The sequence below is a fragment of the Litoreibacter sp. genome (genome assembly GCF_058136045.1).
The window spans coordinates 230747-252628 of record NZ_JBYVDD010000007.1; the positions used below are offsets into that span (position 1 = coordinate 230747).

Annotated in this window: 29 protein-coding genes, 2 tRNA genes and 2 pseudogenes; 20 read left to right on the forward strand and 13 right to left on the reverse strand. The window is 55.8% G+C overall.

The window, feature by feature from the left end:
* Position 1 precedes the first annotated feature (1 nt).
* Positions 2-1033, forward strand: a complete 1032-nt coding sequence (locus AC3Y7R_RS11870; RefSeq protein WP_490042261.1) for an ATP phosphoribosyltransferase regulatory subunit — start codon at positions 2-4, stop codon at positions 1031-1033.
* On the forward strand, positions 1030-1728 hold the full coding sequence (gene hisG, locus AC3Y7R_RS11875) for an ATP phosphoribosyltransferase (RefSeq protein WP_490042262.1): 699 nt from the start codon (positions 1030-1032) through the stop codon (positions 1726-1728). The genes AC3Y7R_RS11870 and hisG overlap by 4 nt, the downstream gene beginning before the upstream one ends.
* Here the strand turns inward: hisG and AC3Y7R_RS11880 are convergent.
* Positions 1705-2133, reverse strand: coding sequence for a DUF1489 family protein (locus AC3Y7R_RS11880; RefSeq protein WP_490042263.1), 429 nt, complete (start codon positions 2131-2133; stop codon positions 1705-1707). The genes hisG and AC3Y7R_RS11880 overlap by 24 nt on opposite strands.
* A 77-nt stretch (positions 2134-2210) precedes the next feature.
* On the opposite strand from AC3Y7R_RS11880, the gene AC3Y7R_RS11885 reads away from it, so the two are divergent.
* Positions 2211-4484, forward strand: a complete 2274-nt coding sequence (locus AC3Y7R_RS11885) for an adenosylcobalamin-dependent ribonucleoside-diphosphate reductase (RefSeq protein ID WP_490042264.1) — start codon at positions 2211-2213, stop codon at positions 4482-4484.
* A 660-nt stretch (positions 4485-5144) separates the two neighbouring features.
* On the opposite strand, the gene AC3Y7R_RS11890 is transcribed toward AC3Y7R_RS11885, so the two are convergent.
* The 3 genes and pseudogenes from AC3Y7R_RS11890 to AC3Y7R_RS11900 all read right to left on the reverse strand — a co-directional run bounded on the left by AC3Y7R_RS11890 (position 5145) and on the right by AC3Y7R_RS11900 (position 7830).
* A complete protein-coding gene (locus tag AC3Y7R_RS11890) occupies positions 5145-5402 on the reverse strand; it encodes a hypothetical protein (RefSeq protein ID WP_490042265.1) in 258 nt (85 codons plus the stop codon).
* A 69-nt stretch (positions 5403-5471) separates the two neighbouring features.
* Positions 5472-6568, reverse strand: a pseudogene (locus AC3Y7R_RS11895) (IS3 family transposase).
* 332 nt (positions 6569-6900) lie between these two features.
* On the reverse strand, positions 6901-7830 hold the full coding sequence (locus AC3Y7R_RS11900) for a zinc ABC transporter substrate-binding protein (RefSeq protein WP_490042266.1): 930 nt from the start codon (positions 7828-7830) through the stop codon (positions 6901-6903).
* An 84-nt stretch (positions 7831-7914) separates the two neighbouring features.
* Here AC3Y7R_RS11900 and AC3Y7R_RS11905 point away from each other — a divergent pair, with 84 nt between their 5' ends.
* From AC3Y7R_RS11905 to AC3Y7R_RS11915, 3 genes are read left to right on the forward strand one after another with little or no spacing between them, the layout of a single operon-like run.
* Positions 7915-8394: a Fur family transcriptional regulator gene (locus AC3Y7R_RS11905; RefSeq protein WP_490042267.1), complete on the forward strand. Its 480-nt coding sequence runs from the start codon at positions 7915-7917 to the stop codon at positions 8392-8394.
* The gene (locus AC3Y7R_RS11910) at positions 8391-9143 is read left to right on the forward strand and encodes an ATP-binding cassette domain-containing protein (RefSeq protein WP_490042268.1); all 753 of its coding nucleotides are present in this window, start codon (positions 8391-8393) and stop codon (positions 9141-9143) included. The genes AC3Y7R_RS11905 and AC3Y7R_RS11910 overlap by 4 nt, the downstream gene beginning before the upstream one ends.
* The gene (locus AC3Y7R_RS11915; RefSeq protein WP_490042269.1) at positions 9143-9931 is read left to right on the forward strand and encodes a metal ABC transporter permease; all 789 of its coding nucleotides are present in this window, start codon (positions 9143-9145) and stop codon (positions 9929-9931) included. Before AC3Y7R_RS11910 ends, AC3Y7R_RS11915 begins: the two co-directional genes overlap by 1 nt.
* A gap of 105 nt (positions 9932-10036) precedes the next feature.
* Here AC3Y7R_RS11915 and AC3Y7R_RS11920 read toward each other — a convergent pair.
* Positions 10037-10213, reverse strand: a pseudogene (locus AC3Y7R_RS11920) (IS3 family transposase); the annotation flags it as partial.
* A gap of 54 nt (positions 10214-10267) precedes the next feature.
* On the opposite strand from AC3Y7R_RS11920, the gene AC3Y7R_RS11925 reads away from it, so the two are divergent.
* Positions 10268-10687, forward strand: a complete 420-nt coding sequence (locus tag AC3Y7R_RS11925) for a site-specific integrase (RefSeq protein WP_490042270.1) — start codon at positions 10268-10270, stop codon at positions 10685-10687.
* 152 nt (positions 10688-10839) lie between these two features.
* On the opposite strand, the gene AC3Y7R_RS11930 is transcribed toward AC3Y7R_RS11925, so the two are convergent.
* Positions 10840-10914 (reverse strand) — tRNA-Thr (locus AC3Y7R_RS11930).
* Positions 10915-11154: 240 nt separating this feature from the next.
* On the opposite strand from AC3Y7R_RS11930, the gene AC3Y7R_RS11935 reads away from it, so the two are divergent.
* From AC3Y7R_RS11935 to AC3Y7R_RS11990, 12 genes are all read left to right on the forward strand, one after another.
* Positions 11155-11325, forward strand: coding sequence for a hypothetical protein (locus AC3Y7R_RS11935; RefSeq protein WP_490042271.1), 171 nt, complete (start codon positions 11155-11157; stop codon positions 11323-11325).
* Between the two features lie 3 nt (positions 11326-11328).
* Positions 11329-12594, forward strand: a complete 1266-nt coding sequence (gene murA / locus AC3Y7R_RS11940; RefSeq protein WP_490042272.1) for a UDP-N-acetylglucosamine 1-carboxyvinyltransferase — start codon at positions 11329-11331, stop codon at positions 12592-12594.
* Positions 12594-13076: a DUF2948 family protein gene (locus AC3Y7R_RS11945; RefSeq protein WP_490042273.1), complete on the forward strand. Its 483-nt coding sequence runs from the start codon at positions 12594-12596 to the stop codon at positions 13074-13076. Before murA ends, AC3Y7R_RS11945 begins: the two co-directional genes overlap by 1 nt.
* A 1-nt stretch (position 13077) precedes the next feature.
* On the forward strand, positions 13078-13572 hold the full coding sequence (locus AC3Y7R_RS11950; protein WP_490042274.1) for a GNAT family N-acetyltransferase: 495 nt from the start codon (positions 13078-13080) through the stop codon (positions 13570-13572).
* Between the two features lie 31 nt (positions 13573-13603).
* Complete coding sequence (gene hisD / locus AC3Y7R_RS11955; RefSeq protein WP_490042275.1) at positions 13604-14908, forward strand: histidinol dehydrogenase; 1305 nt, start codon at positions 13604-13606, stop codon at positions 14906-14908.
* On the forward strand, positions 14905-15375 hold the full coding sequence (locus tag AC3Y7R_RS11960) for a UPF0262 family protein (protein ID WP_490042276.1): 471 nt from the start codon (positions 14905-14907) through the stop codon (positions 15373-15375). The genes hisD and AC3Y7R_RS11960 overlap by 4 nt, the downstream gene beginning before the upstream one ends.
* Before the next feature lie 4 nt (positions 15376-15379).
* Entirely contained in the window at positions 15380-15838 is a 459-nt protein-coding gene (locus tag AC3Y7R_RS11965; RefSeq protein ID WP_490042277.1) for an arsenate-mycothiol transferase ArsC, read from the forward strand.
* Positions 15839-15997: 159 nt separating this feature from the next.
* Complete coding sequence (infA, locus tag AC3Y7R_RS11970) at positions 15998-16216, forward strand: translation initiation factor IF-1 (RefSeq protein ID WP_007205486.1); 219 nt, start codon at positions 15998-16000, stop codon at positions 16214-16216.
* A 34-nt stretch (positions 16217-16250) separates the two neighbouring features.
* Positions 16251-16820, forward strand: a complete 570-nt coding sequence (locus AC3Y7R_RS11975; RefSeq protein ID WP_490042293.1) for a Maf family protein — start codon at positions 16251-16253, stop codon at positions 16818-16820.
* Positions 16817-17845, forward strand: coding sequence for a ribonuclease E/G (locus tag AC3Y7R_RS11980; RefSeq protein ID WP_490042278.1), 1029 nt, complete (start codon positions 16817-16819; stop codon positions 17843-17845). Before AC3Y7R_RS11975 ends, AC3Y7R_RS11980 begins: the two co-directional genes overlap by 4 nt.
* The gene (locus AC3Y7R_RS11985) at positions 17842-18060 is read left to right on the forward strand and encodes a DNA gyrase inhibitor YacG (protein ID WP_490042279.1); all 219 of its coding nucleotides are present in this window, start codon (positions 17842-17844) and stop codon (positions 18058-18060) included. Before AC3Y7R_RS11980 ends, AC3Y7R_RS11985 begins: the two co-directional genes overlap by 4 nt.
* A 113-nt stretch (positions 18061-18173) precedes the next feature.
* Positions 18174-18248, forward strand: a tRNA-Phe gene (locus tag AC3Y7R_RS11990).
* A gap of 95 nt (positions 18249-18343) precedes the next feature.
* On the opposite strand, the gene AC3Y7R_RS11995 is transcribed toward AC3Y7R_RS11990, so the two are convergent.
* The 3 genes from AC3Y7R_RS11995 to AC3Y7R_RS12005 are packed head-to-tail and all read right to left on the reverse strand — an operon-like array spanning position 18344 to position 20132.
* Positions 18344-19234 (reverse strand): hypothetical protein, encoded by an 891-nt coding sequence (locus AC3Y7R_RS11995; RefSeq protein WP_490042280.1) that lies wholly within the window; start codon positions 19232-19234, stop codon positions 18344-18346.
* A complete protein-coding gene (locus tag AC3Y7R_RS12000) occupies positions 19231-19416 on the reverse strand; it encodes a hypothetical protein (RefSeq protein WP_490042281.1) in 186 nt (61 codons plus the stop codon). The genes AC3Y7R_RS11995 and AC3Y7R_RS12000 overlap by 4 nt, the downstream gene beginning before the upstream one ends.
* Positions 19413-20132 (reverse strand): DNA adenine methylase, encoded by a 720-nt coding sequence (locus tag AC3Y7R_RS12005; RefSeq protein WP_490042282.1) that lies wholly within the window; start codon positions 20130-20132, stop codon positions 19413-19415. Before AC3Y7R_RS12005 ends, AC3Y7R_RS12000 begins: the two co-directional genes overlap by 4 nt.
* A gap of 129 nt (positions 20133-20261) precedes the next feature.
* Between AC3Y7R_RS12005 and AC3Y7R_RS12010 the strand changes: the two genes are divergently transcribed.
* Positions 20262-20501, forward strand: a complete 240-nt coding sequence (locus AC3Y7R_RS12010; protein ID WP_490042283.1) for a hypothetical protein — start codon at positions 20262-20264, stop codon at positions 20499-20501.
* 2 nt (positions 20502-20503) lie between these two features.
* On the opposite strand, the gene AC3Y7R_RS12015 is transcribed toward AC3Y7R_RS12010, so the two are convergent.
* The 4 genes from AC3Y7R_RS12015 to AC3Y7R_RS12030 all read right to left on the reverse strand — a co-directional run.
* Positions 20504-20830: a DUF7694 domain-containing protein gene (locus AC3Y7R_RS12015; RefSeq protein ID WP_490042284.1), complete on the reverse strand. Its 327-nt coding sequence runs from the start codon at positions 20828-20830 to the stop codon at positions 20504-20506.
* Between the two features lie 12 nt (positions 20831-20842).
* Positions 20843-21214 (reverse strand): DUF1353 domain-containing protein, encoded by a 372-nt coding sequence (locus tag AC3Y7R_RS12020; RefSeq protein ID WP_490042285.1) that lies wholly within the window; start codon positions 21212-21214, stop codon positions 20843-20845.
* A gap of 10 nt (positions 21215-21224) precedes the next feature.
* The gene (locus tag AC3Y7R_RS12025; protein ID WP_490042286.1) at positions 21225-21626 is read right to left on the reverse strand and encodes a hypothetical protein; all 402 of its coding nucleotides are present in this window, start codon (positions 21624-21626) and stop codon (positions 21225-21227) included.
* 15 nt (positions 21627-21641) lie between these two features.
* Positions 21642-21882, reverse strand: a 241-nt coding sequence (locus AC3Y7R_RS12030; RefSeq protein ID WP_490042287.1) for a hypothetical protein, incomplete at its 5' end; no start/stop codon positions are given.

Genomic DNA, 21882 nt, shown 5'->3' on the forward strand with positions numbered 1-21882 from the left:
TATGGATCGAGTTCATGATGAAGCAAACCGGCTGTCTAAGATGTTTCGCGAGGCGGGGGCGCTCAGTGTTGAGACGCCGATTTTGCAACCTGCGGACACGCTTTTGGATCTGTATGGCGAGGATATCCGGGCGCGCGCTTATGTGACGTCGGACCCAGTTTTGGGCGAGCAAATGTTGCGCCCTGACTTTACGGTGCCTGTGGTTCAGCAGCATATGGAAATCGGGGCGGAGCCTGCGCGATATACCTATCAGGGTTTGGTTTTTCGCAAGCAAGAGGCCGGGACCGAGCGACCTTCGGAATATGTGCAAGTCGGCTATGAGGTGTTTGATCGCAGCGATCCTGTCGGGGCTGATGCCGAAGTTTTTGCGTTGTTTGCCAGTGCGTTGAAGGGATTGCCTTTACGCGCAGTGACCGGGGATATCGGTATTTTAATGGCTGCGGTTGCAGGGCTTTCAACGTCAGATCGGCGACGTAAAGCACTGCTGCGCCATATCTGGCGACCAGTTCGGTTTCGGGCTTTGTTGAAGCGGTTCAGCGCGCCAGTTACGCGAAATGTGCCAGATTTCGATATGGATGCGCCGCAAATTGGACTGCGTTCACAAGGTGAAGTTCAAGCGCGCCTTGAGGCCTTGTGTGAAGATGGCAAAACAGCGCCGCTAGAGCTGCGCGAGACCGAGGCGTTGCATGCGATTTTGTCGGTGGCTGATACTTTGCCAAAAGCGTTAGAGCAGCTCCGCGATATTGCTAAGGATTTCTCGGCGATCAGCCCGGCATTAGATAGGCTTGAAGCGCGGCTGGTGGCGCTTGAAAAACGTGGCGTCGATACTGCTAACCTGATTTTCACCAGTGGCTACGGACGCACGACAATGGAATATTATGATGGGTTCGTTTTTGGATTTCACGGCTATGACGATATTCCTGTAGCAACTGGCGGGCGCTACGATGCGCTGACGCGGGTGCTGGGGCAGGGGCGCGAAATTCCGGCCGTGGGTGGCGTGATCCGCCCGCAATTGGTGGAGATGTACCGATGATTAAACTTGGTATCCCCTCTAAAGGGCGCTTGATGGATGACACGTTTAGCTGGTTCGCCGCGCGTGGCGTGACCTTGGCGCGCACTGGATCAGAACGCGAATATGCGGGCGAGGTGTCAGGTGTGGGTGGCGTGTCTTTGGTGCTGCTTTCGGCGGGTGAAATTCCGCGCGAGCTGGCGGCGGGGCGCATTCATTTGGGTGTGACTGGTACCGATATGGTGCGCGAAAAGATGCCGCTATGGCGCGAAGAAGTGGTTAGCGTTGTGGAAATGGGCTTTGGCCATGCGGATTTAATTATTGCGGTGCCAAACTTCTGGGCTGACGTGCAAACGGTTGATGATCTGGATGCGGCAGCGGCGGCATTTCGTGCCAAGCACGGGTTTCGGATGCGAGTTGCGACTAAATATCATAGGCTTGTGAGTGAATACCTGCAAAAGCATGGCGTGGCTGATTATCAACTGGTCGATAGCCAAGGCGCCACGGAAGGCACTGTTGCGAACCTAACGGCGGAGGCCGTGGCCGACATTACATCAACCGGAGCCACGTTGCAGGCCAACCATTTGCGCATGTTGTCTGATGGGCCGCTACTGGCCTCGCAAGCCAGCCTTTTTGCCAGCAAGACCGCTGATTGGACCGGGCGTGATCTGTCGGGACTGATGAGGATTTTGGGCTTAGAAAATCCCGATATCAGCTAGGGCGGCGGACAGTTCAGGCGGCAGCGCATCGTCGTTGACACGGTGTGCCGTCAGGTCTGGCGGGGCGTCCTCGGGCTTAAGATACCGCCACCCTTGAAATGGTCTTTTCAATACGGATGTAGTGCGGATCAGCTCTGGCTCCAACACCAATGCGCAGCGCCGGATGCCGTCGTCGCGGGTAACCTCGTCCAGTCGCAACAGCTTTTGGCGGGCTTGGATTACGCCTTTGATGACCCAATAAATTGAACCACCGTTTAGTAATTCGGCCTCGCGTTTGGGCCACATGCGGGTCACATGGCGGGGCAGGCCGCCGGGCAGGGTGGGGCGAATGCTGTCTTGCCAATCTTGCAAGCCTTCGACCGTTTCTGTGCCGACGCTTAATTTGATTAAGTTGATGAATGCCATTTGATCCCCGCTGTGCTACATATAGTAACCCTCCAAATGCCAACTGCAATCCGATTCCCTGCCGAGGACCTATCGTCATGACTTCTTTCGCCGCCCCAATTGCCGAGCAAATCTGGGATATGAAGTACCGCTTTAAGGCGGCCGATGGCACGCCTATTGACGGTGATGTGCAAGATACTTGGCGGCGCATTGCGCATGATTTGGCCAAGGTCGAGACGGATCCTGCCAAGTGGGAAGAGGTGTTCTTTGAGGCCTTATCGGACTTCAAATACCTGCCAGCGGGACGCATCATTGCAGGGGCTGGCACTGGGCGCTCGGTGACGTTGTTCAACTGCTTTGTCATGGGCACGATCCCTGACGATATGGGCGGTATTTTCGAGATGTTGAAAGAGGCCGCGCTGACGATGCAGCAAGGCGGCGGCATCGGTTATGATTTCTCGACCATTCGCCCCAAAGGTGCGGATGTGAAGGGGGTGGCGGCAGATGCTTCTGGGCCGCTATCGTTCATGGATGTGTGGGATGCGATGTGTCGCACGATCATGTCGGCGGGGTCGCGCAGGGGCGCGATGATGGCTACGATGCGCTGTGATCACCCCGATGTGGAGGCATTTATTGCCGCTAAACAAGATGCGGCACGCTTGCGGATGTTCAACCTTTCGGTGCTGATTACAGACCCGTTTATGGAGGCCGTGAAGGCTGATGGGCCGTGGGATTTGGTATTTGACGGCAAGGTTTACAAGACGGTGCAGGCGCTGGATTTGTGGAACGCGATTATGCACGGCACCTTTGAATATGCCGAGCCGGGGGTGATTTTCATTGACCGGATCAATGCCGCCAACAACCTATCTTATGTAGAGCAAATTGCGGCGACAAACCCGTGTGGCGAGCAGCCTTTGCCGCCCTATGGGGCGTGTTTGCTGGGCTCGATTAATCTGGCGCGTTTGGTGGCTGACCCGTTTGCTGAGGGTGCTGATCTGAATGAGGAGAAGTTGGATCAATTGGTGCGCGTGGCTGTGCGCATGATGGATAATGTGGTGGATGCGTCGAAATTTCCACTAGAGGCGCAAGCGCGTGAGGCGGCGGCAAAGCGGCGGATCGGCTTGGGTGTAACGGGCTTGGCGGATGCCTTGCTGATGGTCGGGGCGCAATATGGCACTGAGGGCGCGGCGCGTCTGACGGAGCGCTGGTTGCACGCGATTGCGCGCGCCGCATATCTGGCCTCGGTGGATTTGGCCAAGGAGAAGGGCGCGTTTCCGCTGTTTGACGCAGAGGCCTATCTGGCCAGTGGTGCGATGCAAGCGATGGGCGAGGACGTGCGCGAGGCCATTCGTGAGCATGGCATTCGCAATGCGTTGCTAACCTCGATCGCGCCAACGGGGACGATTTCGCTTTATGCAGGCAATGTATCCTCGGGGATCGAGCCGGTATTTGCTTATGCTTATACGCGCAAAGTTTTGCAAAAAGACGGCTCTCGGACGGAAGAAGAGGTCATAGATTACGCCGTGCAAATGTGGCGCGATAAGTTTGGTGATAAAGAGCTGCCAGACTATTTTGTGAATGCGCAAACATTGGCCCCGCTGGAGCATGTGCGCATGCAAGCGGCGGCACAAAAATGGGTGGATTCGTCGATATCGAAGACCATTAACTGCCCTGAAGATATCAGCTTTGACGACTTCAAAGAAGTCTATATGGCGGCGTGGGATACGGGCTGTAAAGGCTGCACAACCTATCGCCCCAACGCGGTAACGGGTTCGGTGTTGTCCGTGTCCGAGAGCGCCGACACCTCCCCATCCGAAACCCCGCAAACATCCTCAGAGGGTGATGTTATCTACATGGCAGAGCCTCTGGATCGTCCCAATGAGCTGGAAGGCCAGACCTATAAAGTCAAATGGCCCGATAGCGAGCACGCCATCTACATTACCATTAATGACATTGTTATGAATGGCCACAGACGCCCGTTTGAGGTGTTCATCAACTCTAAAAACATGGAGCATTTTGCCTGGACTGTCGCATTGACCCGGATGATTTCGGCAGTGTTCCGGCGTGGCGGCGATGTGTCCTTTGTGGTTGAGGAATTGAAGGCGGTGTTCGATCCGCGTGGCGGGGCGTGGATGCAGGGCAAATACATCCCCTCCATTCTGGCGGCATTTGGCGGCGTGATCGAGAAACATATGATCGCCACGGGGTTTATCGCGGGTGAAGGGATGGGGTTGAAAAGCGACCCGCAGGCGGAAGTGGTCAATTTAGGCGACAATCGTGGTGCCGCCTGCCCAAGCTGTGGGCAGTATGGCCTGCGCATGATTGAGGGCTGTATGACATGTGGGTCATGTGGGCATTCTAAATGCGGCTAGTGTGAAGGTGGCTGTTTGTGTTTAACACGGCATAACTTGGCCATTGAGGGGCGTTTTTGACCTCTCGACACAGGTTAAATGACCACCAACGGGCCCTCTGTTGGTGGGGAGTGCATGTAACGTGATACTTTTTGACGCCGACTTGCCAGTTTTTGACATCTAACCTGCAACTTTGGCTCTTAAACATCTATAGGAGGTTAGCTTTACACCGTATGAGGCACTAGTTTCTAAACTTAAGCTGGAAACGTAGCTAGATACTACCTAGCTGACAGAAATGGAGTGTGTGAGATCAAGTATATCCAGCGTGGTAGAGGTAGTGCGTTCAACAGCCGATCGTCTGATTTATAATCAGTAGGTCCGCGGTTCGAGCCCGTGTGGAGGCGCCATTTTTTCTTAATTAATACAACGAACTATAGGGGTTTGAGCGTTTATCAATGGCGTTCGGTATGACCGGCTTGCAATTGGGCATCAGGCACGATGCAAAGGATCGCGACCCGTCGGTATTTAACTTTCTTGCTCCAAACGTGCTGCCTTGATGGCGTTCCGATACTTGGTTTCGTAGTTCACACAAAAATCGTCAACGGGTTGCCGACGTATGCTCGAACAACGTTTGCAAGGTTTATCAACAGCTTCGTAGCAACCCCCGTTCTACTGCGGCTCTTACGCCCAACCACGCAGTTGGCTGACAAGGATTTTTCTAGGTTTTAGATATTGTGATGCGAACGTACCGACGATGAGAGCAATGCCAAGATCGCCGTGGCCAGCGGATGACCGCGACTGGGTGATGATCTGGTTTTGGGCTGCTGTGGTTGTCAGAGTGAACGAGGCTTGGTCTTCTTCTATTTCCTGACGTAGGGGCAAATCATGAGCGAATTTGATGTCACCCGACGCAAACAGCACCGCGAGATTTTCGATCATAAAAGTTTTGCCTGCGTTGACGTGCCGCGCTGAAGTGGCCCCATTATTTAGGACAGGTTTTTGGCTTATCTAAGATGTAACCGGGTTGGTTTCATGCCGCCCTTTGGGTTCGTTCTGTGTTGAAGAATGCGTCGTTGGGGATCGTTTGTCGAGAGCGGTGTGTGGTCGCTCAGTGTTGTAGAACTTGATCCAGTCTTTGATCACGCGTTTGGCTTGGAGCCCATCTTGCAATTCATGCAGGTAGACGGCCTCCTGTTTCAGTGATCGCCACAACCGTTCGATGAAGATGTTGTCGAGATGGCGCCTCCTGCCGTCCATTGAAGTTTTGACATCAGCTTCGGTCAAAGTGGAGTTCCACGCCGCACCAGTGAACTGTGATCCTTGGTCTGTATTCATGATGTCTGGGGTGCCGTATTTGACAGCCTCCATGCCAGTACCTTGCGTGTGGTCCAATCCTTGATCGCGACCAGATGGAGAAAGCCGCGCCGCACCGGGATGTAGGTGATATCACTGCACCAAACATGGTTCGGGCGCGTGATTGGTGGCTTTCTCAGCAGGTAGGGGGCAATCCGGTGTTGTGGGTGCTTCTTGCTGGTGTTTGGCCCTTTGTAGGTGGCCTGCTGCTCCATGATACCCATCAGTCGACGCACACGGTGACGGCCAGCATGGAACCCGTTTCTCGGCAGGTAGGCTGCGATCTGTCGGCTGCCGAAGAACGGGTATTTCGTGAACACACGATCAATCTCATTCATCCGCTTCAATGACTCCGCATTCACGCCAACCGGCACGTAATACAGGGGCGACCGGCTGATCTTGAGCAACTGACACTGCTTGGTCAGGCTCAGATCGGTGCTGTTCCGATTGTTCAGGGTCTTGCGTCAGATGGGCTTATCGCTTTAGCCCTTATGACAAAAATCGTTTTTAACCGCCAGCTTCCGAACCTTGGCGTGAAGCTCTTTGGCTTCGGCTTCATTGTCCTCAACTCGTCTGGCTTTGTTAGAAACCACGTCCGTCAGCCCATCGATCGCCTGCCTTTTCCACGTAGTCACCTACGTCGGACGGGCCTTGTGTTTGGCTGCTATCTCTTGCGCTGTGCGATCTTCACGAAGTGCCTCAAGCGCAACTGTAGCCTTAAACTTGTCTGAAAAACTACGTCTTTTCGTCATTTGTGTATCCTGTCTTCATGGCTGGATACATCTTAGCACGCAGTCCAATTTTGCCGGACCACTTCAGTTTTGTCACGTTGTTATCAACCCAGCGTTTGAAATATTGGGTCCCACCGAGCGATGCTTCTGCGCGTGTGAGTGGTGTAGTTGGGATGTTTGTGTTCATTTTTATGCTTTTGATAGCGACTTTTCTACTTCCCTTGACCGACACGTCCGGGATGTCTGAAAAATTTCGTTTTGCGATGACATGGCCATTTCCCCTCTTTTCATTTCGTTCGTAACTTATCAGTTGATTGGTGCGTTAAAGCTAAATTGTGGTCTCGTCGGCCTGATCAACACCCCGAAATAGCTGTTGCCATAGAGGTCAACAACGCCTCGTACAACCCGGAGCCGGGTGCGAGTTCGGCTCCGAGGGGGTCGAGAGTGGCCGATTTTGCGTCGGTTCCCTCAAGAACCGTGGCGACTAAAGCTTGCGAGAACTGGGGCTCGGAGAACGCGCAGTTGATACCTTTCTCGCGGATCAGATTTTGTACCTTCTCAACACGGGCCGGGCCGGGGGGCGTCGCGTCGCTCAGGGCAATCGTCGTGGCTGCTTCAACGTCGAATCGGGCCTCGAAGTAGTGGTAGGCATCGTGGAAAACAACGAACGAAGGGGGGGTGTCCGAGGCGAATGTTGCCTCAATTTGGGCCGTTAACTGATCTAGCCGACCCAAAGCCTTGCGCGCATTCTCTTGGTATATGGGGCCGTGCTCCGGGTCCAACTGCTCTAACCGTGCAGCAATGGCCGAAAGCCAAACTTTGCCGTTTTCAGGGTCGAGCCAGGCATGCGGATCAAAATCACCATGGTGGTCATGGTCGTCATGCGCCCCCTCATCGTGACCCTCGTCGTGGCCGTGGTCATCAGTCGCGAAATCATCGTCATCTCGGAGTGGCAATAAATGTGTGCCGGAGACGTCCAGAAGTTCGGTCGGGGAGGCGTGTTTAGCAAGGCGATCCAGCACCGCGGCCAGCCATGGGGTCAAGCCTTCGCCGACCCAGAACACGGTCTGCGCTTGCTCCAGCGCTGCGGCTTGTGACGGGCGCAACGCGAAGCTGTGTGGCGAGGCTCCGGCGTCGATCAGTAATGTCGGCGTGCCCAAATCACCCATCACTTGTGCGGCCAGCGAATGGATCGGCGCAATGTCGGTGACGACGCGCGGCACATCGGCTTTGGCTGCGCAGGTTAGGGTCAAAAAGGTGGTTAATAGGATGGGACGAAGCATGGCGTTCTCATGTGATTGTATAACATATTGAAGATCAGTAAGTGTTATAGCATAACATATCAACCATTCTTTTCAGGAGCCCCCATGGACCCGCTCGGATTTAAGCGCCACGACCACGCAATATGCATCGCCAGCGGGGTCACATCAGTGGCTAAAACCTGCGCGAAAGCCGGGTTGCACTTTACCCCCGTGCGCAAACGGGTGTTGGAATTGTTGTTGGCGCAGCATCGCGCGGTCGGGGCTTATGAAATCCTTGATTCACTGCGCGAGGAGGGGTTGGGTTCGCAACCTCCTGTGGCCTATCGCGCGCTGGATTTTTTGGTGAAACACGGCTTTGCCCATAAGATTGAGCGCCTGAATGCGTTCATTGCCTGCGCCCAGCCCGGCGAAGATCATGCGCCTGCGTTTTTGATATGCCGCACCTGTGACGCCGTGGCCGAAAGTGTGACAGAACCTGCGGGTGGGCGGCTTGCCAAGGCCGCTAAAGATACGGGTTTCACCATCGAGCGCACCGTGCTGGAGGCCGAAGGCATTTGCCCCAATTGCCAAAGTGCGCAGACATGAGCGCGCTGATTGATATTCAAGGTGTTAGCGTGCGTTACGGAGAGCATAAGGTGCTGGACCGTGTGAACCTGAGCATCGCGGCCGGAGAAATCGTGACCATTGTGGGGCCGAACGGGTCGGGTAAATCCTCGCTCCTACGTGCAGTGATCGGCGCGCTGTCGCCGTCCGAGGGCAAGATCGATCGCGCGCCCGGTTTGCGCATTGGCTATGTTCCCCAAAAGCTTCATATCGACCCAACCCTGCCGATCACCGTCACCCGCTTTTTGGGCCTTCCCCTGCCGGTTTCTGCCTCCGAGTCTGATGCGGCCCTAGCCCAAGCCGGTGTGGCTGACCTTGGGGCGCGGCAAATGTCGCGCTTGTCGGGGGGGCAGTTTCAACGCGTACTTCTGGCCCGCGCACTGTTGCATAACCCGCAATTACTGCTGCTGGACGAGGCCACTCAGGGGCTCGATCAACCGGGGTCGGCTGCCTTCTATCGCCGCATTGAGAAGGTCCGCGCGGACCTTGGTTGTGCGGTTTTGATGATCAGCCACGAGTTGCACGTCGTGATGAGCGCCTCTGACCGGGTGATTTGCCTCAACGGGCATGTGTGCTGCGAGGGCAAGCCCGACGTGGTGGCCTCGGCCCCAGAATACCGCGCGTTATTTGGCTCTGGCACGGGGGGCGCATTGGCGCTTTATCGCCATGATCATGACCACACGCATGGTGACAGTTGCGACCATGACCACACACATGAGGCAGGCCAATAATGCTCGATAGTTTTCTGATCCGCGCGGCCCTCGCTGGCCTAGGCGTTGCCCTAGCCGCCGCCCCGCTGGGCTGCTTCGTGGTGTGGCGGCGCATGGCTTACTTCGGCGATGCGACGGCCCATGCCTCGATCCTTGGGGTGGCATTGGCGCTGAGTTTCAACATGTCGATTTTTGCGGGCGTGTTGGTGGTGGCCTTGGGGATGGCCACGATGGTCTCTATGCTAAGCGGGCGCGGCTATGCGATGGACACACTTCTAGGTGTCATGGCCCATTCCGCGCTGGCGTTCGGGCTGGTGGCGGTGTCCTTCCTAGAGGGCGTGCGAATTGATCTGATGGCCTATCTGTTTGGTGATATCTTGGCCGTGGGCCGTGTCGATTTAGCCGTGATCTGGGGCGGCGCGCTGCTGGTATTGGGCCTTGTGGGCTGGCGCTGGCAACGGCTGCTGACCGCGACCGTTAGTCCTGATCTGGCCCACGCCAGCGGCATTGATCCCAAGCGCGAGCAACTGGCCCTAACAATCGCGCTGGCACTGGTGGTGGCGGTGGCAATCAAGGTGGTTGGCGTGTTGCTCATCGCCGCCTTGCTGATCATCCCCGCCGCCGCCGCGCGCCCGTTGGCCCGAACGCCAGAACGCATGGCTGCAATCGCCGCATTAATCGGCGCGGCCTCGGCACTTGGCGGGTTGTGGCTGGCCTACCAGTTCGACACCCCTACAGGTCCCACCATCGTCTGCGTGGCGGCGGGGCTGTTTGCGTTGACGAGCTTATTTGGAGGGCACCGCACTTAATCTGCGCCTCCGAGCGTTATGTCGCAAAATTTTGCACAGGTCCGGTATAACTTTGCACCTGCCATTTGCACGCGCCGCACAAAAGCTCCGGTCTCTTGGTTCATGTTAGGCAGCCTTTCGTTTGAATGCCAAGGGGCTTTTCCCACCAAGGGATGAATGCCGTCTGTGCGGATTGTAGAATCCATTGATGTATTGGATTATTGCTCCTTCTGTTTGCCTGCGGGTTTCCCATTTCTGCCGCCAGATCAGTTCGGCTTTCAGGGGTTTGAAAAAGGTTTCGACCATATCTTTAAATCTGATGCAGCCTGGGTGCGCGTCACTCCGCAGGTCGTCGCTATGCGAACCGCATCACGTCTGAACTCGTCGCTGTATCTTGGGGCCAGTATTAATCTTCTTCATTGCGAATATCGCTCGAAAAAGACCAGAACTAAAGCGGGACAAGACCAAGCTTCGCCGCGCAAGCCATGGGTGTTTCCCGGTAAAGGTCCAGCAGGTCACATTGTCGAGCCTAAAACGTTCCTTCAACGGGTCACCGCGGCTTCAGGCGTAACTTTCACACTTCATGATCTGCGCAGAACTTACATCACGATTGCTGAAAGCCTCGACATTCCGCACTATGCGCTCAAACGGTTGCTTAACCATCGCTTATCCGCCGACGTTACAGGCGGTTACATCATTATCAACGTTGATAGGTTGCGTGACCCCGTTGAACTCATTTCCGAACGCATCCTGAAAATGAAAGAACCTAAGGACTAATTGCATGGGTACTTTTCGACTGGGATCAAGTGCAGTATAGACAAACGTGCTTTCTGTCCAAGCCCATTGGGATCAGGCAGAGTATGTCGATTGGGCCAGTAAAGCTTGTGTGTCGGCGTTGAGGGGCGGTTTTATTGGGAAATCGGATTTTATGGTGCTGCTGGGGAGAATGGAACTCCCGACCTCGTCATTACCAATGACGCGCTCTACCACTGAGCTACAGCAGCCTATAAAATCCAAGGCACAAGGGCATACGCCCTACTAATACCCTACTAACAATTTCCGCACGCTGCTAACTCACTGTTCAAACACACGAACTTGGAATGGACCTACCCATTACCAAGGGTGTGCTCTACCACTGAGCTACCACAGCATCGTCACTGGCGTGTGGCGGGTAGATAGGGCCAAATTATGGCCAGCGCAAGCCTAATCTGGACCCTTTTCCACGCCTGCGTTATGACAGTGTCATGAGTAACAAAATGACCCCCAAAGACCCGAACAAGCCACCGACCGAGGCTCAAACGCGCGCGGCGCGCTTGAAGGTTGCACTAAAGGCGAATATGGGGCGCAGGAAGCAACAAACGCGCGCCAGACGCGCCCCCGCTGACGCGGGCAATAATGAAACTAAAGGGCAGTAAAACATGGATAAGATCGTCGTTACGGGCAATGGCCCATTGAGTGGGGAGATTGCGATCTCCGGTGCGAAAAATACATGCTTAAAGTTAATGACGGCTGCGTTGTTGAGTGACGAGCCGTTAACCCTGACCAATGTGCCGCGCCTGTCTGACATCGGGACGTTGACGACGTTGCTGGAATCTTTGGGTTGCGAAGTGGCGTTGCTGAATGGCGGCAATGTTATGGTTTTATCAGCGGGCAAGATCACCAACCGCAAAGCCGAGTATGAAATGGTGCGCAAGCTGCGCGCCTCGTTCAACGTGCTGGGACCATTGCTGGCCCGCGAGGGTGAGGCGACCGTGTCTTTGCCCGGGGGCTGTGCCATTGGCGCGCGCAAGGTGGACCTGCACCTGATGGCGCTGGAAAAGCTCGGCGCAACCCTGACCATGGATGAGGGCTATGTGCATGTCTCGGCCCCGAACGGGCTAAAAGGCGCGGTCATTGAGTTTCCGTTTGTTACCGTTGGCGGCACCGAGAATGCCATTACCGCCGCGACGTTGGCCAAGGGCACAACCGTTATCAAGAACGCCGCGCGCGAGCCGGACACCGTGGATTTGTGCAAATGTCTGGTTGCTATGGGGGCTAAGATTGCTGGCGCTGGCACGTCCGAGATCACCATTGAAGGTGTCGACCGGCTGCATGGGGCCACCCATGAGGTGATTGCCGATCGCATTGAGATGGGCACCTTTATGATCGTTCCCGCCATTGTTGGCGGCGAGGTTGAGGTGATCGGTGGTCGTCGCGATCTGATCGAGGTTTTTTGCCAAAAGCTGGAGGCAACCGGTGTTGTAATTGCAGAGACCGAGCGGGGCCTGAAGGTGTCGCACAATGGGGATCGCTTGCGCCCGATTGATGTGACGACAGAGCCGTTCCCCGGCTTCCCAACCGATTTGCAGGCTCAAATGATGGCCGCGCTTTGCACCGCGGATGGCACGAGCAAACTGCATGAGACGATTTTCGAGAACCGTTTTATGCATGCGCCGGAGCTGATCCGTATGGGCGCGCAGATTGATGTGCAAGGTGGCCACGCGACAGTGACAGGCGTTCCTAAAATGAACGGGGCGCAGGTTATGGCGACGGATCTTCGGGCCTCGGTCTCGCTGATTTTGGCGGGGCTGGCAGCCGAAGGCGAAACTGTTGTGGGCCGCGTTTACCACCTTGATCGCGGCTACGAGCGGATCGAGGAAAAGTTGGGCGGCATCGGTGCCCAGATCGCACGGGTGCCAGAATAATGTCGCAAGATGCAACTTTTGAAGATGGCGCAGCCCGCGCGTTGCGCTTGAAGGCTGAGGACGCGGATGATGTGACTGTGATCTCGTCCCTAGCGCAGGATGCGGTGTTTCCTGTGTCCGAAATTTCATGGAAGCCCGAGAAACGGCGCTTTGCCTTGTTGCTTAATCGGTTTCGGTGGGAAGACTTGCCTGCCAACGCGCGTCAGGGGCACGACTTTGAACGTGCCCGCGCGGTACTGGCGTTTGACGACGTGAGTAAGGTGGTCTCCAGCGGCTTAGACCGCTCGGACCCGGAGATGATTTTGTCACTTCTGTCGATCACTTGGGAGGCAGGTGAAGACGGGGCAGGGCGCTTTGAATTGACGCTCGCGGGGGATGGCGCAATCGCGCTGGACGCGGAATGCGTGAACATCACACTGCAAGATGTCACGCGGCCTTACTTGGCGCCATCGGGCAAGGCCCCGACGCACCCAGAGGGCTGACATGGACCTCCGCCCCCTGACATCACAGGATGCGGAGGCCTATGAGGCGCTCTATCTTGAGGGCGTGACGAATTTCCCGACGGCATTTTTGCGCACCGCAGAAGAAGTGCGTGCGACCCGCTCTGATGAGATTGCACGCGTCTTAGATAGCGGAAAAATTACGGGAGCATTCGAGGCCGGAGACTTGATCGGGCTTGCGGGCTTGGAGCCGCATAACCTTACTGCAACACAACATCGCGCCATGATTGGTCCGTTTTATGTTAAACCATCACACCATGGTGGCGGCGTGGCGCAGGCTTTGATGGACGAGTTGGTGCGTCGTGCAGGTGAGATGGGCGTGATCCAATTGGAGCTGGTGGTTTGGTCCGGCAACCCACGTGCGCAAAAGTTCTACGCGCGCAACGGGTTTGTGCAAACAGGGGTTATGCCGCGCTCTGTGAGGATTGGCGGCGAATACCATGATGATTTCTTCATGGTGCGCGCTTTGGATTGTTGAGCCTGCCCTGCGCGCAAGGTATGGATGCGTCATGCCTATGTTTTTGAACACCTCCGAGCCCGATTTTGATGCCCTCTTTGCCAAGCTTCTAACGATGAAGCGCGAGGACAGTCCCGACGTGGACGCCATTGTTGCGGATATTATTGCCGATGTGCGCGCTCGCGGTGACGCGGCAGTGATCGAGCTGACTGCGAAATTTGACCGCATGGAGTTAACGCCCGAAACCATGGCGTTCAGCGCTGCTGAAATGGACGCGGAGATTGCGAAAGTATCCAGCGAGCAGCGCGCGGCGCTGGAGCTGGCTGCCGCGCGCATCCGGTCTTACCACGAGCGCCAACGCCCCACTGATGAAAGCTGGACAGGCCCGCACGGCGAGACGCTTGGCTGGCGCTGGAGCGCGGTTGAGGCGGCGGGTCTTTATGTGCCGGGTGGGCTGGCGAGCTATCCGTCCTCGGTGCTGATGAATGCTATTCCTGCGCAGGTTGCGGGGGTTGAGCGGCTGGCCATTTGCGCCCCGACACCGGATGGGATTGCTAATCCGTTGGTGCTGTTGGCAGCGCGGTTGTCGGGGGTCGAAACCGTCTACCGCATAGGCGGCGCACAGGCGATTGCGGCACTGGCTTATGGAACGCAGACGATCCAAGCCGTGGATAAGATCACCGGGCCGGGCAACGCATTTGTGGCGGCGGCCAAACGGCGGGTGTTCGGGCGTGTCGGCATCGACATGATTGCGGGCCCATCGGAAATTTTGGTCATCGCGGACAAGCATAATGACCCCGATTGGGTTGCGGTGGATTTGCTGTCGCAGGCAGAGCATGACGAGAGCGCCCAAAGCCTGTTGATCACGAATGACGTCGATTTTGGTCAAGCCGTGGTCAAGGCGGTGGAGGCCCGTCTGAAAACCTTGGAACGGGCTGCCATTGCTGGGCCTAGCTGGCGTGATTACGGCGCAGTGATTGTGGTGCGTGATATGGATGAGGCGGTGATGTTGTCTGACAGAATTGCGCCGGAACACCTTGAAATTGCTTGTGAAGATGCTGAGAAAATTGCTGCAAAAGTGCGCCATGCCGGCGCGATATTTATCGGTGCCTACACCCCAGAAGCCATTGGCGACTACATTGGCGGGCCGAACCATGTGTTGCCCACAGCGCGCTCGGCGCGGTTCTCGTCCGGGTTGTCAGTGTTGGATTTTATGAAGCGGACAACGCTGTCCAAAATGACGCCAGACGCACTGCGCGCGATAGGCCCTGCGGCGGAAGTTTTGGCCAAAGCAGAAGGTCTGGAAGCCCACGGGTTGTCGGTCCGTGCACGATTGAATAGGTTGAATGAACAATGAGTAAACTTTGCGAAGTAAGTATCGACGACAGCGGCTTGCCAACTCCCACGCCGGAGATTGAGCAGGAGCGTAAAGTCGCGATTTTTGATCTGCTGGAAGACAACTCTTTTTCCTTGCCACAAGAGGGTGCGCCTGACGGTCCTTACAAGCTTGACCTGTCGATCCGTGAACGCAGATTGGTGTTTGATCTGCGCACTCAAGCTGATGAGACAGCAGCGGAATTTCACCTATCACTGGGGCCGTTTCGCCAAGTTGTGAAAGACTATTTCCAGATTTGTGAAAGCTACTTTGATGCGGTTAAAAAGCTGCCTCCTAGCCAGATCGAGACCATTGATATGGCACGGCGCGGCATCCACAACGAGGGCGCTTTGGTCGTGACCGAGCGCCTTGAAGGCAAGGCAGAGGTCGATAATGACACGGCGCGCCGCCTTTTCACCCTCATTTGCGTTCTGCACTTCGGGGGCTGAGGGAATGGGAGCAGATCAGCCACAATCGGTTTTGTTCTGCTGCGACCATAATGCCGTGCGCTCGCCCATGGCTGAAGGATTGATGAAGCTGTTCTACGGCACCGACATTTATATCCAGTCAGCGGGTGTGAAGAATGATCTCGACATCGACGGGTTCTCGGTCGCGGTTTGTGCCGAGCTGGGGGTCGAGCTGTCACGCCACCGCACGCGGTCGTTTGAAGAGATGCAGGAGTGGGGCGATGACCTGTCTGGTTTCGATCTTGTCGTGGCCCTTAGTCCGGCATCACAACGCCAAGCTCTTGAACTAACACGCCTATATCACTTGGATGTTGAATATTGGCCCATCCTAGACCCCACTGGATTGGGCGAAGGGCGTGAAGAAAAGTTGAATTCCTACCGCATGTCTCGTGACCAGATTAAGGAACGAATTTTGGCGCGATTCGGGGCACCAACAGCCGACTAGGCCCCTGATTGTGGCTGTTTTTTCACGCGGCTGGTGCACTCGGCGCCGACATTTGTGCCGCGTTAAGGGCCAATTGCGCATAATTCCCTTGAAAACCCCACAAAGCGAGCGCATCTAGTGCCACGTCCGCACCAACGCGGCAACAACAATGGAGTGAACATGGCCAAGGAAGAACTGCTCGAATTCCCAGGCGTCGTGAAGGAACTCCTGCCTAACGCGACATTTCGGGTCGAGCTGGAAAACGGCCATGAGATCATCGCGCACACGGCAGGCAAGATGCGTAAAAACCGCATCCGCGTTCTGGCAGGCGACAAAGTACAGGTCGAAATGACCCCCTACGATCTGACCAAGGGTCGGATCAACTACCGCTTCAAGTGACGGCAACATGACGGCGTTAACCCGGGCGACCGGGTTGAAGCTTGTGCTTGGTTCTGGCTCGCCTCGGCGGCTGGAACTTTTGGCGACTTTGGGGGTCATCCCCGACGACATCCGCCCCCCAGATATTGACGAGACACCGATAGCCGCGGAGAAGCCACGCGCCTATTGTCAACGGATTGCGCTGCAAAAGGCACAGGCTTTAGTGCTGTCTGAGGGCGAGATTGCCTTGTGTGCAGATACCACTGTGGCGCTTGGCCGGCGCATCTTGGGTAAGCCTGCTGATGCGGGCGAGGCGGCTCAGTTTTTGCTGTCACTCGCGGGGCGGCGACATCGCGTTATCACTGCCATTGCGGTGAAACGTGGCGATAAAATTTGGACCCGCGATGTGGTCACGACAGTGAAAATGAAGAACCTCTCTGATGAAGAATTGAACGCCTACCTCGCCACGAATGATTGGCAGGGCAAGGCGGGTGGCTATGCGATCCAAGGGCCCGCGGGGGCGTTTATCCCGTGGATACAGGGCTCCTATACCGGCGTTATGGGGCTGCCCGTGGCCGAAGCGGCAATGATGCTAAAGGCCGCAGGATACGAGGCACGCCGATGAAAGGCACTTTGATTGTATTGGGCAACATAGCGGGCCGCGACGCGGCGGCGCGTATGGTTGACGGCAAGCTGGACGACTTTTTGCTGGCCACCGATGACAATGCCCCCCCGGCACCGGGTGCCATTTTTCGCGCCGTAGCGGACCGCCCGATGAAGGGGCAGGGCGGCATGATGATGTCGCTCCCCGGTGGGCAAACCGCGTTATTTCGAGGCGCTAAAGGGCTGAAACCCGGCACTGCGATACTGGTGCAGGTCACAAGCTACGCCGAGGCGGATAAAGCGGTGCCAGTAACTGACCGGCTGATTTTCAAAGGCCGCAGTGTGATTGTGACGCCGGGGGCCAAAGGGCTGAACGTGTCGCGACAAGTGCGTGATGACGACATGCGCGAGACCTTGCTGGAAGCGCTACATCGATCCCGCGCACCTGACTCGGGGCATGGTGTGATCTTGCGCACCGGCGCTGTGGGGCTTGATGCGGATGATATTGCCGAAGAAGCGGACAGCCTGCTTGATCTGGCCGATGCGGTGCTGGCTGATAGCGTTGGCGGGCCGGAGCTACTGGTGGATGCACCCGGGCCACATGATCTGGCATGGCGCGACTGGCCCGGTGGTAACAAAAGTGTTGAAGGGTTTGAGGAGCACGGCGTGTTGGACGCGTTGGTGCTGCTTGATAGTGCCGAAGTTAATTTGGGGACGGGTTCGATGTTCGTTGAGCCGACCCGCGCGTTAGTGGCGGTCGATGTGAACACGGGGGGGGATTTTTCGCCCGCTGCTGGTGTGAAAGTTAACCTCGCCGTGGCCAAAGCATTGCCGCGCGCCTTGCGCTTGCGCGGGCTTGGTGGGCAAATCACACTTGATTTGGCACCGATGCCAAAGAAAGACCGCAAACAGTTCGAGGTGTCGCTGCGTGCCGCGTTCAAAGCAGATCCGATCGAGACGTCGCTGGTGGGTTGGACCCCGTTGGGCCATTTCGAGCTGCAACGCAAACGTGAACGCCTGCCTTTACCTGTGGGGATTGCCCAATGATTTGCCCGATCTGTTCAAACGAATCCGTTGATAAATTTCGCCCCTTTTGCTCTAAGCGCTGCGCGGATGTGGATCTTGGTCGTTGGATGACGGGCAGTTACGCGCTACCCAGCCAAGACCCTGATAATGAAGCAGAGCTGGTCGAAGAACTTGAAAAAGCGCTCGACAAGATGGCCGCTGACACCCCATTCGGCAGTAGATCAAAACCCCATTAAGTCGCTCGTTTGCGAATGGTAGAACTTTTCGCACATTCCCCACTGGACAGCACCAGAACACTGGCCTAAATAGGCCCACGTTCGCAGGTAAACACCCTATGCGAACACCCGGTGCCCGGGTAGCTCAGGGGTAGAGCAGTGGATTGAAAATCCTCGTGTCGGTGGTTCAAATCCGCCCCTGGGCACCACTCATTTTATAGCTTACGGCGTCAATGGGTTGGTGTGGCGCGCCGCTACCTTTGAGACGAATTTACACCAGCTTTGAGACGCCAAATCTGAGTTTTTAACGGTGTTGCTCAGTCATCTCGGCGATGTGAGCCATGAAAGAGCGAGCATTTCCGAAGATTTCCCTAGCTTCTCTCTCATCACATTTCGATCCTGCATGGGCTAACTCATTGCGAAAAGCGTTCTTGATAAAACGCAGATGTGTGCCAGCTTCGGCTGCCCATTGCTCTTCTTTAGGCCCATCTGTCTTCTTGCTGATGCTGCGCAGTGCCGCTTCAATTTCATTGAGAGACTTGTTCCAGTTCTCGGAATGCACAATTTTCATGTGATGCGACAGCCCGCATAGCCCGATCTCAAGCACCTTCATGACGTGCATCGCAGATGCGGTCCAAAGGCCAAAGGATAGGCACTTCCCAGCTTCTGAGATATCGAACGCTGCACTGGGAAACGCATCAATGACTTCCGTCCCGAATAGGGTGTCGGCATCGTCGTGTTGTTCGCTGACAGTACGGTCCAGAAGGTAGAACTGACGTGCATCCGCTTCGGTCACTGTGACCTTGATCAACTGTTCCAAGGCTCCCGTAACAATTCTGAGGTTCCGAGGATGACACCAGCTATCTCCGGCAAGAGCTTTGAGGCAGTCTCCACTGGCCGTATGGGCAAACTTCGCACCCATCACTAAGCCATGTTTGGAACATTCATCCTGCAAACTCGCAATTGCTTTGAGAACAAGAGCACGTGTTTCGAGTGGTTGTGTCGCGCGATAGTTTGCAGTCTGCGTCGCCATGCTGAGCAAAATTTGATATTCGCCTAATGCCGAGCTGATAAGTGTCAAACTGGATAAGAAATTTACCGTATCGACCTGCAACATATCCCACCAACTCACGATTCGTTTTACATTCGATACGTTAGCGTAGTCTTGATAGGGGGCGAATAAAATAGGGGTCATTTCACTGTCTCCATCACTGCTTTCAAATCCACATCACGTTGCTTCGTCCAATTGTGATCCGTCTCAGGCTCAACATCGCGCTGCTCAAATGGATACTCGCCGTTGTGGCCTTCACCAGACGCTTGGAAGCCAAGCAAATACGCTTTTTCAATCCGGATGCGGATCGTGTCATCATGCTTCATGGCTGTATCTCCTGTGTCAGCACTTCCATGATTGCCAGACGTTCTTGGCGATCCATCTTGGCAAACTTCGCAGCCCACCGTCCTTTTTTGCGCTTGATCTGCTCACGCGCGCGGTAACCATCACCAAGGAAGCGATAGTCATGCAGGGCGACGGGTGCCTTGAAATTCATCCAGAGGCTCTCAGCAACCGGCCCACGGCGCGTCTGTGCTTGGTAGTCAATGCGGTGCCAGAGGTGCAGAGCATCATCATAGAGTGGGCTGCGATAGCCTGAGATCATCACCATGCACCGCGCCTCTGTCAGGAGGTCCAGAAGGTCAGAATGGGCATCATCATCCATCTCAAAGTCATAAATGTCCGCCCCTTTGCGGGTTTCCATCATGTAGGGGGGATCGGCGTAGAGCAGCGTGGTGGGCTGATTTATCAAAACGGCGCGGGAATCGCTCACCATCGGCTTCAACGATGGGAGCAGCTTGAGGGCATCGCCATCGAGCAGGCGAAACTCACTGTGATCAACGCCAGCCTGATCGGCCAGCTCAAGGCACAGATCAAGCGCCTCCACGCTGCGATCTATCCCAATATTGCGCAAGGCAGGCCGCTTGTGACGCAGCACGGCGCCGGAGCCAAGAAAGGCCTCAATGTAGGTCTGGTGAGGTGGCATGTGGTTTATGATGCGCTGATAGATGCCCGCGCCGTTCTTTCCGCCCGGATAGGTCACGACTGAAGCCTCGCCAGCTTTGACGGTATCGGCCGCAATCGCTGGAAGTGACGGTGGCGGAATCGGCCATCGTCATCACGGGTGGTGCTCGATATCATTGGTTGAGCGTTTCAGAAAAGGAGATTGAAATTGTCCGATCATCCAGAGGTGATTTATCAAGGCGAGATGGAGGAGTTCCACATTTCAAAGGGTGAAACTCCAAGAACATTACTTCTAGACGTCTTCCGTTGGCGCAACGGTAAGCAAATGTCGTTTCGTTATCGAATGAGCGAAGACCGGGCGAAAGAACTATTGCGTCAACTTGCGGCTCACCTTGCCGTTGAGGGTACGCTAGAGCTACCGCCGCGCGGACCAACCAAGTTGCAATAACCTCACGCATTGGCCGCGTCCCAAGCATTATTGAAGCGCCGTTCCAAGGTCAGACGTGGCTCTGCATGGCCCAAAAGGTCAGGGCAGAAATCATCTGCACCAAGCAACCAAAGGTGGCGAAACTGGCCGTTGTTCACGACATCAGCAGACGCCGGATAGACCTCAATCGCACGGGCTTCATTGCCCCAAACAGCGCACTTGATCCCTTGGAGCTGATCCCATGTGAGAGAGCCGTCATGCGTCACCGTGAGGTGGCCGAGCGTCTCATCAACCATCACGGCAAAGCCCATAACTTCCGTCTCAATCGGGTCTGGATAATCGTGCTGCATTGGTCAGTTTCCTCAGACGTATTTTGGTGATCGGCCCAAAGACCAAAGCACAAAGCGACGGCCTCTCATGGCGCTGTAGGCCAGCCAGACGCGCAGTGGCGGGGCGTGCTCAGACATGGCCGCTTCAAACCATTGGCTGTCTGCAAAAGCCTGCCGGAAACCTTCTTCCAAGAGCATGTCATGGATACATGCAGACCTGAGGAAGAGCGGATCATCTGGTGAAAAAAGCCAGCGCAAGCCATGTGGCACAGAGCTTTCGAATTCGCGCCCTGCCGGAACGGTAAGGAGCCACATGCTGTGCTTTTTGCCAATCCACCATTCATGTGGGCGCGTGGTGACATAACCACGCGCACCGCCCTTTTCGTACCATGTGCTGTCAGGCATTAAACCGCCCCTAGAATTGGTCCACGACAGCGGCGGCAGCGGGCGGAACACCCGGCCAGTGCTCATCTGCCGTGAAGTCCTTTGCGGGGTCAACGGCAAGGGTTTTGACGGCTGCACGCATTGCGCCAACCCAACCGATTGCAGCCTCAAGACCCGCTAACACGGCCTTCTCTTCATCCGTGCGGGAGTTGGATGTTTTGGATGAAATAATGGCGCTTGCAGCGGCCATGTTCATCTGCGTTTCAACGGATGCCATAGAGTAGATGCGGCGACGGCACTCCCGACCAATGACAGCCACTTTGGCCTTGGCCTCACAGGTATCCACCAGAGCCTCTGGATAGCCCAGAGCGAGTGCGCCTGCACGGTCTATGGCAAATGTTTTGCGGCCTTCATTTTCAATATCAAATCGCATTTTGTATTCCTTTGGTTAGCTCAACAGAAGATCAGTCCCGAGAGTGCCGCCACTGTGAAGTGCCGCACCATTGAGAAGAGTGGTTGATTGGGTTTGGATGAAGGAAATGCCACGGTCGGCATTATCAACGCCAAAAAACGGACCATCCAATGTAGATTGGTAAAGCCCAAGACGTGAAACGGCTGATCCGTGACCCGTCATAATACCAATCGGCGTTCCGGCGATGCCCCCTCTTTGAGGTGGCCCTAGATTTGTA

Coding starts and splice junctions, on each gene's coding strand:
- AC3Y7R_RS11870 (WP_490042261.1), top strand. CDS start 2: ATGGATCGAGTTCATGATGAAGCAAACCGGCTGTCTAAGATGTTTCGC.
- hisG (WP_490042262.1), top strand. CDS start 1,030: ATGATTAAACTTGGTATCCCCTCTAAAGGGCGCTTGATGGATGACACG.
- AC3Y7R_RS11880 (WP_490042263.1), bottom strand. CDS start 2,133: ATGGCATTCATCAACTTAATCAAATTAAGCGTCGGCACAGAAACGGTC.
- AC3Y7R_RS11885 (WP_490042264.1), top strand. CDS start 2,211: ATGACTTCTTTCGCCGCCCCAATTGCCGAGCAAATCTGGGATATGAAG.
- AC3Y7R_RS11890 (WP_490042265.1), bottom strand. CDS start 5,402: ATGATCGAAAATCTCGCGGTGCTGTTTGCGTCGGGTGACATCAAATTC.
- AC3Y7R_RS11900 (WP_490042266.1), bottom strand. CDS start 7,830: ATGCTTCGTCCCATCCTATTAACCACCTTTTTGACCCTAACCTGCGCA.
- AC3Y7R_RS11905 (WP_490042267.1), top strand. CDS start 7,915: ATGGACCCGCTCGGATTTAAGCGCCACGACCACGCAATATGCATCGCC.
- AC3Y7R_RS11910 (WP_490042268.1), top strand. CDS start 8,391: ATGAGCGCGCTGATTGATATTCAAGGTGTTAGCGTGCGTTACGGAGAG.
- AC3Y7R_RS11915 (WP_490042269.1), top strand. CDS start 9,143: ATGCTCGATAGTTTTCTGATCCGCGCGGCCCTCGCTGGCCTAGGCGTT.
- AC3Y7R_RS11925 (WP_490042270.1), top strand. CDS start 10,268: ATGCGAACCGCATCACGTCTGAACTCGTCGCTGTATCTTGGGGCCAGT.
- AC3Y7R_RS11935 (WP_490042271.1), top strand. CDS start 11,155: ATGAGTAACAAAATGACCCCCAAAGACCCGAACAAGCCACCGACCGAG.
- murA (WP_490042272.1), top strand. CDS start 11,329: ATGGATAAGATCGTCGTTACGGGCAATGGCCCATTGAGTGGGGAGATT.
- AC3Y7R_RS11945 (WP_490042273.1), top strand. CDS start 12,594: ATGTCGCAAGATGCAACTTTTGAAGATGGCGCAGCCCGCGCGTTGCGC.
- AC3Y7R_RS11950 (WP_490042274.1), top strand. CDS start 13,078: ATGGACCTCCGCCCCCTGACATCACAGGATGCGGAGGCCTATGAGGCG.
- hisD (WP_490042275.1), top strand. CDS start 13,604: ATGCCTATGTTTTTGAACACCTCCGAGCCCGATTTTGATGCCCTCTTT.
- AC3Y7R_RS11960 (WP_490042276.1), top strand. CDS start 14,905: ATGAGTAAACTTTGCGAAGTAAGTATCGACGACAGCGGCTTGCCAACT.
- AC3Y7R_RS11965 (WP_490042277.1), top strand. CDS start 15,380: ATGGGAGCAGATCAGCCACAATCGGTTTTGTTCTGCTGCGACCATAAT.
- infA (WP_007205486.1), top strand. CDS start 15,998: ATGGCCAAGGAAGAACTGCTCGAATTCCCAGGCGTCGTGAAGGAACTC.
- AC3Y7R_RS11980 (WP_490042278.1), top strand. CDS start 16,817: ATGAAAGGCACTTTGATTGTATTGGGCAACATAGCGGGCCGCGACGCG.
- AC3Y7R_RS11985 (WP_490042279.1), top strand. CDS start 17,842: ATGATTTGCCCGATCTGTTCAAACGAATCCGTTGATAAATTTCGCCCC.
- AC3Y7R_RS11995 (WP_490042280.1), bottom strand. CDS start 19,234: ATGACCCCTATTTTATTCGCCCCCTATCAAGACTACGCTAACGTATCG.
- AC3Y7R_RS12000 (WP_490042281.1), bottom strand. CDS start 19,416: ATGAAGCATGATGACACGATCCGCATCCGGATTGAAAAAGCGTATTTG.
- AC3Y7R_RS12015 (WP_490042284.1), bottom strand. CDS start 20,830: ATGCAGCACGATTATCCAGACCCGATTGAGACGGAAGTTATGGGCTTT.
- AC3Y7R_RS12020 (WP_490042285.1), bottom strand. CDS start 21,214: ATGCCTGACAGCACATGGTACGAAAAGGGCGGTGCGCGTGGTTATGTC.
- AC3Y7R_RS12025 (WP_490042286.1), bottom strand. CDS start 21,626: ATGCGATTTGATATTGAAAATGAAGGCCGCAAAACATTTGCCATAGAC.